6 protein-coding genes and 1 tRNA gene are annotated in these 7937 nt (G+C 32.0%); 3 read left to right on the plus strand and 4 right to left on the minus strand.

The annotated features are described in order from the left end of the window. Positions 1 to 146: 146 nt before the first annotated feature. The gene (locus V5787_RS09375; RefSeq protein WP_336892977.1) at positions 147 to 845 is read left to right on the plus strand and encodes a LytTR family DNA-binding domain-containing protein; all 699 of its coding nucleotides are present in this window, start codon (positions 147 to 149) and stop codon (positions 843 to 845) included. A gap of 116 nt (positions 846 to 961) precedes the next feature. Here V5787_RS09375 and V5787_RS09380 read toward each other — a convergent pair. Then, a tRNA-Met gene (locus tag V5787_RS09380) sits at positions 962 to 1034 on the minus strand. Between the two features lie 172 nt (positions 1035 to 1206). Here V5787_RS09380 and era point away from each other — a divergent pair. Further along, entirely contained in the window at positions 1207 to 2088 is an 882-nt protein-coding gene (gene era, locus V5787_RS09385) for a GTPase Era (protein ID WP_336892978.1), read from the plus strand. A 2-nt stretch (positions 2089 to 2090) separates the two neighbouring features. Here the strand turns inward: era and V5787_RS09390 are convergent, their stop codons facing one another. Continuing rightward, the gene (locus tag V5787_RS09390; protein ID WP_336892979.1) at positions 2091 to 2594 is read right to left on the minus strand and encodes a GTP-binding protein; all 504 of its coding nucleotides are present in this window, start codon (positions 2592 to 2594) and stop codon (positions 2091 to 2093) included. 328 nt (positions 2595 to 2922) lie between these two features. Here V5787_RS09390 and der point away from each other — a divergent pair, with 328 nt between their 5' ends. Beyond that, positions 2923 to 4248, plus strand: a complete 1326-nt coding sequence (gene der / locus V5787_RS09395; RefSeq protein WP_336892980.1) for a ribosome biogenesis GTPase Der — start codon at positions 2923 to 2925, stop codon at positions 4246 to 4248. A gap of 58 nt (positions 4249 to 4306) precedes the next feature. Here der and V5787_RS09400 read toward each other — a convergent pair whose 3' ends face one another. Then, positions 4307 to 5146: a mechanosensitive ion channel domain-containing protein gene (locus tag V5787_RS09400; protein WP_336892981.1), complete on the minus strand. Its 840-nt coding sequence runs from the start codon at positions 5144 to 5146 to the stop codon at positions 4307 to 4309. 331 nt (positions 5147 to 5477) lie between these two features. Continuing rightward, positions 5478 to 7550: a thioredoxin domain-containing protein gene (locus V5787_RS09405; RefSeq protein WP_336892982.1), complete on the minus strand. Its 2073-nt coding sequence runs from the start codon at positions 7548 to 7550 to the stop codon at positions 5478 to 5480. Positions 7551 to 7937 lie beyond the last annotated feature (387 nt).

Genomic DNA, 7937 nt, shown 5'->3' on the forward strand with positions numbered 1-7937 from the left:
ACTGGAAATAACTCGACGTAGGAGAGTTATTCTATTTCAATAATGCCACGAAATAAAATCAATATTATAATCACTATATTTGAGTATTGAATCACTAAAAATTATTAACGCTTTGTTGCGTTACAACCTTGAATCCAAGTGGTGGAATGATAAATTGTATTATTATTGAAGATCAATTACCTGCTCAACGTATTTTAAAAAAATACATTAAAGATGCTGATTCAATGAATCTTGTTGGTGTTTTTTCAAATGCTTTTTTGGCTTTGGAGGCTTTGGAGGCTTTGGAATCTTTGAAAATAGATCTAATTTTTTTAGATATTCATCTGCCGAGGTTATCTGGGATAGAATTTTTAAAATCCTTAACAAACCCTCCTAAAGTTATTCTAACAACAGCTTTTTCTGATTATGCTTTAGAGAGTTATGAATTAGCAGTTGTAGATTATTTGTTAAAACCTTTTTCTTTCGGGCGCTTTGTTAAAGCAGTTTCAAAAGTTTCTGAGACCAAAAGTTCTCAGGGTTTAAAAAAATCGAATCCTTGTGTTTATATAAAGTCTGGTCACCAGTATTTTAAGGTGGAGATTAGTTCTATCTTATTTGTAAATGCAGATGGTGATTATACAGATGTTTGTTTGGCAGTTAAAAAACACGTTTCATCTGAGCCGTTAAAGTATTGGGAAGACAAGTTGGTGGCTCATGGTTTTATACGAGTTCATAAATCCCATCTAATAAACACTGAAAAAATAGTCAAGACTTCCTCCAGCTATGTTTATCTTGAAAACAACCATAAAATTCCAATTGGTCGTACTTATAAAAGGATAGTGATAGATCAGTTAACAAGCTTGTAGTTCTTTTGAGAACAAAAGAAACTCTCGCAACTTTTACAACCCATCCAGTAGTACTTAATCTAGCAAAAAAACTTTTGTAAAAAGAAAAAGCTTCAGTTTTACTGAAGCTTTTTTAGTAGCGGGAACTGGACTCGAACCAGTGACCTTCGGGTTATGAGCCCGACGAGCTACCTACTGCTCTATCCCGCGATTTTGTGCTGCAAAGATACATCATTTAAATTGTTTTTTCCAAATTAAAATCGAAATTTTTTTAATGATCGTCAAGTTTCTGATTCATAGTCTTTTTGTGAAAATTAAACTTAACGAATATAAATTTTCAACTCCATTAAAAGAGAGTATCTTTGCTTTTTAAATAAATACCATGAAACACAAAGCAGGTTTTGTAAATATTATAGGAAATCCTAATGTCGGAAAATCGACGCTGATGAATGCCTTAGTAGGGGAACGTTTGTCTATAATTACTTCAAAGGCACAAACGACTAGACATAGAATTTTAGGAATTGTCAACGGAGATGATTTTCAAATTTTGTTTTCAGATACTCCTGGAATCATAAAACCAGCCTATGATTTACAAACATCAATGATGGATTTTGTAAAATCAGCCTTTGATGATGCTGATATCCTTATTTATATGGTTGAGGTTGGTGAATTGGAATTAAAGGATGAGGTGTTTTTTAGTAAAATTAAAAATGCTAAAATTCCTGTAATGTTGCTGATTAACAAAATTGATAAATCTGACCAAGAAGAGGTTGAAACTAAGTTGGCTTATTGGCAAGATAAAGTGCCAAATGCAAATGTGTATTTAATATCAGCATTGGAAAACTTTGGTATTGATGTAGTATTGAATAAAATTTTAGAAATTCTACCCGAGTCGCCTGCATTTTATCCAAAAGATCAATTGACAGATAAGCCAGAACGGTTTTTTGTAAATGAATGTATTCGTGAAAAAATACTGATGTATTACAAAAAAGAAATACCGTATGCTGTTGAAATCGAAACAGAAGAGTTTTTTGAAGATGAAAAAATCATAAAAATCCGTGCCATTATTATGGTAGAGCGTGAAACTCAAAAAGGAATTATCATAGGTCATAAAGGTTCTGCTCTAAAAAGAGTTGGAACTGAGGCAAGAAAAGATTTAGAGAAATTTTTCGACAAAAAAATATTTTTAGATCTTTATGTAAAAGTGAATAAAAATTGGCGAAATGATTCTCGTCAGTTAAAAAGATTTGGATATAAAGAATAGGTTTATTTATTTAAAACTTTCATCATAAAATTATGCAGGTTCTCCATTTGGGAGTGACCTGTTTTTTTTCCTAACTGTCCGAAAAAGTATAGCACAAACCAAAGTATAGGTAAGGCTATTAAAATACAAATACTCATCGTTATATCTTCTTTTAAGATCCATTTGGTGTAAGCATAAATTAGTACGCTAATAAAAGTAAAAGCGATAGCTGAGTGTAAGAAAATAAATAAAGTCCAAACCTGTGGCTTAGGACCGAAAAGACCTTTGGCTATAGATCGTTCTTTGTCTAGAGCTTCTATTTCTAAGTGTAGTTGAGGAGACCAAAAGTGATTCTCTTTTTTAGGGATGTCAATAACAACATGGTCATCTATTATTTTTCCTGAGAATTTACACTCATGACTTTTAAATTCAGAATTGAAACGATTTAATAAATCGGTTTTGTTTTTGTCTAGCTCTATTCTAAACCTTGGGCGCAAATAAATTGCACTGTTTTTTTCTTCTTTCATAAGTAGTGACTTAGAGTAGAAAGGTAGTGAATTTCAGGAAATAGATTTACTGTTAGTTTACAATCCTAACTTAAATTACTTATGCTTGTTTGAAATTGTTTCCCTTTTTGTGACAAGCATGTGTTTGTTCTTAGATTTATAAGTAGCCTATGAATCTCCTAAAAGAGTAGCCGTTTTTATAATGTGGTATTTTCAATTATATGCATTCTGACACCTATATACAAAGGAGGAATTCAGTTCTAAACAAACCCATTATAATGACTAGTAAGCAATTCCTGAGGTTGGCAACAGAAAAAAACGTAATTTTGCAAAAAATTAAAAACACACAATGAATACTATTGTAGCCATCGTAGGTAGACCTAATGTAGGAAAATCGACATTATTTAACAGACTTGTTCAACGAAGAGACGCTATTGTTGATTCGGTAAGTGGAGTTACCCGTGATAGACATTACGGTAAAAGTGATTGGAATGGAAAGGAGTTTTCTTTGATTGATACTGGAGGTTATATAGTCGGATCTGATGATATTTTCGAAAGTGAAATTCGCAAACAAGTAGAATTGGCATTGGAAGAATGTGATGTTATTATTTTTGTAGTAGATGTTACTGAAGGGGTAACCCCAATGGATGATGCTGTGGCGAAATTATTGCGTAAATCAAAAAAACCTGTCTTTTTAGCAATCAATAAAGTTGATAACGCAATGAGAGAGGAAAACGCCTATGAATTCTATAATCTTGGATTAGGGGAGCTATTTACGTTTTCTGCAATAAATGGGTCTGGAACAGGTGAATTATTAGATGCTTTGGTAAAAGATATGCCAAAACCTGTGGAGTTTATTGATGATGAAGAAAAAAGGAAAATGGAGTTACCTCGTTTTGCGGTAGTTGGTCGTCCTAATGCAGGGAAATCTTCTTTTATCAATGCTTTGATAGGAAAAGAAAGAAATATTGTTACTGATATTGCAGGTACAACTCGTGATGCTATTGATACAGAATATACTCGTTTTGGATTTAAATTTAATTTGGTTGATACTGCAGGGATTAGAAAAAAATCAAAAGTATCAGAAGATTTGGAGTTTTATTCTGTGATGCGGGCAGTTAGAGCTATTGAGCATTGTGATGTTGCTATATTGATGATTGATGCCACTCGTGGATTTGAAGCTCAAGATCAGAATATTTTTTGGTTGGCTGAAAAGAATAGAAAGGGAGTTGTTATATTAGTTAATAAATGGGATTTAGTTGAGGATAAAGAAACTAATACGATGAAAGAGTTTGAAGCGGTTGTAAAAAGAGAAATCGCTCCTTTTACAGATGTGCCTGTAATTTTTACATCTACAGTTACTAAGCAACGTTTATTAAAAGCAATTGAAACAGCTGTTGAGGTTTTTGAAAACAAAAAACGTAGAATTACTACTAGTAAATTAAATGAAACGATGTTGGATATTATCCAGCAATATTCTCCTCCTGCAATAAAGGGAAAGTTTGTAAAAATCAAATACTGTATGCAGTTGCCTACGTATACACCACAGTTTGCTTTTTTTGCTAATTTACCGCAGTATATAAGAGAGCCATATAGAAGGTATCTGGAAAATAAAATGAGAGAAATTTACGATTTTAAAGGAGTGCCAATTACAATCTATTTTAGACAGAAATAAAATAAGCGGCTTTAATTAAAAGCCGCTTATTTTTGTCTAAATAATCAATATTTATTTGTTATTTAGAAATCACATGTACATCTCTTTGTGGGAAAGGTATAGTGATATTTGCTTTGTCTAAGGCTTCTTTACAAGACTCAATGCAATCAAAATAGACTGTCCAATAGTCTTTTGGTTTAGACCAAGGGCGTAAACCTAGATTAACAGAACTATCTCCAAGATCTGTTACTAATATTCTAGGAGCAGGGTCTTTAAGTGTTAATGGATGGTTTTCTAATACTTCCATTAAAATATTTCTCGCTTGTTTGATGTCTGAATCATAACTAATTCCTATTGCAATGTCTACACGTAATTTTCCCTCGTCCGTATAGTTTTTTATAGTTCCATTAGATAAAATACCATTAGGTATAATAGCTACTCGACCTTCGAGAGTAATTAATTTAGTTACAAATATTTGAATTTCCTTTACATCACCTTTTTCTCCTTGTGCATCTATAAAATCACCTACTTTAAAGGGTTTGAAAAGAAGAATTAAAATTCCTCCTGCAAAATTGCTAAATGATCCTTGTAGTGCTAAACCAACTGCCAGACCAGCAGCTCCAATAATTGCCATAAAAGAAGTTGTTGCAATTCCAAATTGATTTAAGACACTTATAAATAACACTATTTTTAGTGTCCAAGTAATCAAGTTCGATAAGAATTGTACCAAGCTAGCATCTAATTTTGCTTTCGCCATAACGGCATTGATTACTTTTGCTAGCTTTTTAATAATCCATAATCCAATAATTAAAATTAATAGTCCAATCAAAATTTGAACACCATATTTAAAAGCAAACTCTATAAATATGCCATAATCAAATTTGTTAATGTTTTTTGTTAAGTTTTCTAATTCATTCATTTTTTTAAATTTTAAAGATATTTATAAATACGATTTTAATTTCGGTTAGTGTTCAAACTTCTTGAACATATTGGTTTGGATTGTGCTTCCATAAATTCCTGCCACATTAACGACTGACAAGTGGAATAATCTAGCAAAGGGCTTTTAAAAAGAACTGATCAAAAAGAATACAGATTGTTAAAAAACCGTTGTATAAACCTTGAATTTCTGTGAGCACTTTTGTCTTTTCTTTAATTTTTTTTCTAATCCTTTCGGCCTAGTCCTTAAATACATTTTTAAATATAAAAAGGTGTCAATGCTACAAATATTGCGAGGGTCATTTCCGCTATTTTCATTGAATTAAAATATTCAGTTGCGAACTTGCTTTTTTAACAGAAGAAACAGGTAGTTTACAAGTTCCCTCTACGCAAATATAGAGCATTGTTTTGTTTTTAGAAAATCTGTTTTTTAATAGGGGTTCGTCGCTTGGAATTGTACTTCCCGCAATAATTTTATTAGGAATGTATAATTGGTTTAATTCCTTTATTTTTGCTGGAGCCTCTTTTCCTACAACGGCAATTTCATAAAATTCGCTGGTTAAATTACTGTATAATTGCAGCCAGTTAGAATAACCAATTCCATAGTTTTCTATATCAGGAATCACATTATTTAGCATTTGTTTACTGGTACTTGTGTATGTTTTATTTTCAAAATACAGTCCAAGTTTAAACAAAGAATTGGCTAGTATTGAATTTGATGCAGGAATCACATTGTCGTTAATTTCAATATTACGAGTTATTAGATTTTTATCTTCATCAGATGTAAAGTAGAACATTTTTAATTTCTCATTGTAAAAATGAGTGTAACAATAGTCTGTAAGGTCTTTTGCTGTGTTCAGCCACTGTTGGTCTAAAGTTAATTCATAGAGAGAAATATAAGCGTCAATAACGCTTGCATAATCTATAAGATATCCGTTGATATTGCTTTTTCCATTTTTATAATTATGATTTAAGCCTCCGTCCTTTCGGATTTGCCTATGTTTTATAAAATTGGCGTTTTTTAAAGCGATATCTAAGTAGTTTTGTTCATCAAATACGCGATAGGCATCCAAATAGCCCTTTAGCATCAGGGCATTCCATGAAGTAAGGGATTTGTCATCTAGTCTAGGTCTTTCCTTTTCCCCTCTTTCTTTTAGCAGTATTTTTTGCCACTTCTTGACTTTATTCTTTAAGTCGCTTAAAGTAATATGATGTTGTTTTGAGAACTCTTTGTTATTAAGAGTACGAATCAAATTGTATTTGTTGTCTTCCCAAAAACCAAAATCATTGATGTTGTAATATTTAGAAAATAAAGCGAAATCTTTACCTATAATTTTTTTTAGATCTTCTTGCGTCCATACATAAAAAGCGCCTTCTTCTAATTCGTTGTGCTCATTAGTACTGTCAGCGTCTAAAGATGAGTAAAAGGCACCTTCTTTATTTGTTAATTCTCTTTCGATAAAATCTAATGTTCGATAAACAGTTTCTTTGTAAAGCTCATCTTTAGTTATTAAATAGGCATCAGAATATAAGCTTACCAATTGAGCATTGTCATATAGCATTTTTTCAAAATGTGGAATATGCCATTTTTTATCGGTTGAATACCTTGCAAACCCACCACCAATTTGATCAAATAGACCACCAAGAGCCATTTTTTTTAAAGTATTGTTCGTGTATTTTTTTAGTTCTACATTATCTGTTTGTTCTGCATAACGCAGTAAGAAATGATAGTTGTTGGGCATTGGGAATTTAGGAGCGCTGTTCATCCCTCCTAAGCTGTGATCAAAACTTTTAGACCAATTTTGTACTGTCGTTTCAAGGATCTTTTTGGTGTATAGTGGTTTGTCAGAATTGAGTGTTATTGTCTCTGAATCCTTAATTCCTTTGGTCAGGTTTTCAGCGTATTCTTCTAGTTTTTTAGGGTCTTTTTTGTAGAGTTCTGCTATTTTTGTAAGGTTGCTTATCCATTGGTCTTTAGGGAAATAAGTCCCTCCCCAGAATGGTCTTCCGTCTGGCAATGCTACGCAATTTAATGGCCAACCTCCACTTTGAGTTAGTAATTGTACAGCTGTCATGTAAATTTGATCGATATCGGGTCTTTCTTCTCTGTCAATTTTAATATTGATAAAATTTTCATTCATTATTTTTGCTACGGAATCATTTTCAAAACTCTCCCGCTCCATAACGTGACACCAATGACAGGCTGAATATCCAACTGAAATTAAAATTAGTTTATTTTCTTTTTTGGCGAGTGCTAGTGTTTTTTCATTCCAAGCATGCCAATTAACAGGGTTGTGCGCATGTTGTAATAAATACGGACTTGTTTCGTGAATAAGTTCGTTTGTATGTTTGAATTTTTTAGGCTTTTGACTACAACTAATAAGCATTGCTATTATGATTAGTAGGTTAAGGACTTTAAACATTTCTTTTCTTCGTTTTCACAAATATAACAAAAGCTTGTTCTAATTGCTTATAAATCGTTGAACCTTATATTGGATAGCATTCGTTAATGGTTATTTAGTTGACTGAAACTTGAAGCTAAAGAGGCTTCTTGTATTTCAGTTTAGGAGTTATTTGTGTTTAAAGACCGTTGCAAGGTACATGACAAAAACAAAGACCCAAACTTAGGTTTTATATCATTGTTTGTTAGCTTATATTTAAGTTATGAAACTACAAAGAACAGCTACTTTTGCAGATAGCATTTGTGATTTACGTACAAGAAAGATAAAAGCTACATTTTTTAGTCAAATAAATATTCTTATCGATTGGGATCG

The organism is Flavicella sp. (genome assembly GCF_037132785.1).
Taxonomy (GTDB): domain Bacteria; phylum Bacteroidota; class Bacteroidia; order Flavobacteriales; family Flavobacteriaceae; genus Flavicella.

Bases quoted from the DNA above. Each gene is read 5' to 3' on its own strand.
- V5787_RS09375 (WP_336892977.1), top strand. From the start codon at position 147: ATGATAAATTGTATTATTATTGAAGATCAATTACCTGCTCAACGTATT.
- era (WP_336892978.1), top strand. From the start codon at position 1,207: ATGAAACACAAAGCAGGTTTTGTAAATATTATAGGAAATCCTAATGTC.
- V5787_RS09390 (WP_336892979.1), bottom strand. From the start codon at position 2,594: ATGAAAGAAGAAAAAAACAGTGCAATTTATTTGCGCCCAAGGTTTAGA.
- der (WP_336892980.1), top strand. From the start codon at position 2,923: ATGAATACTATTGTAGCCATCGTAGGTAGACCTAATGTAGGAAAATCG.
- V5787_RS09400 (WP_336892981.1), bottom strand. From the start codon at position 5,146: ATGAATGAATTAGAAAACTTAACAAAAAACATTAACAAATTTGATTAT.
- V5787_RS09405 (WP_336892982.1), bottom strand. From the start codon at position 7,550: ATGCTTATTAGTTGTAGTCAAAAGCCTAAAAAATTCAAACATACAAAC.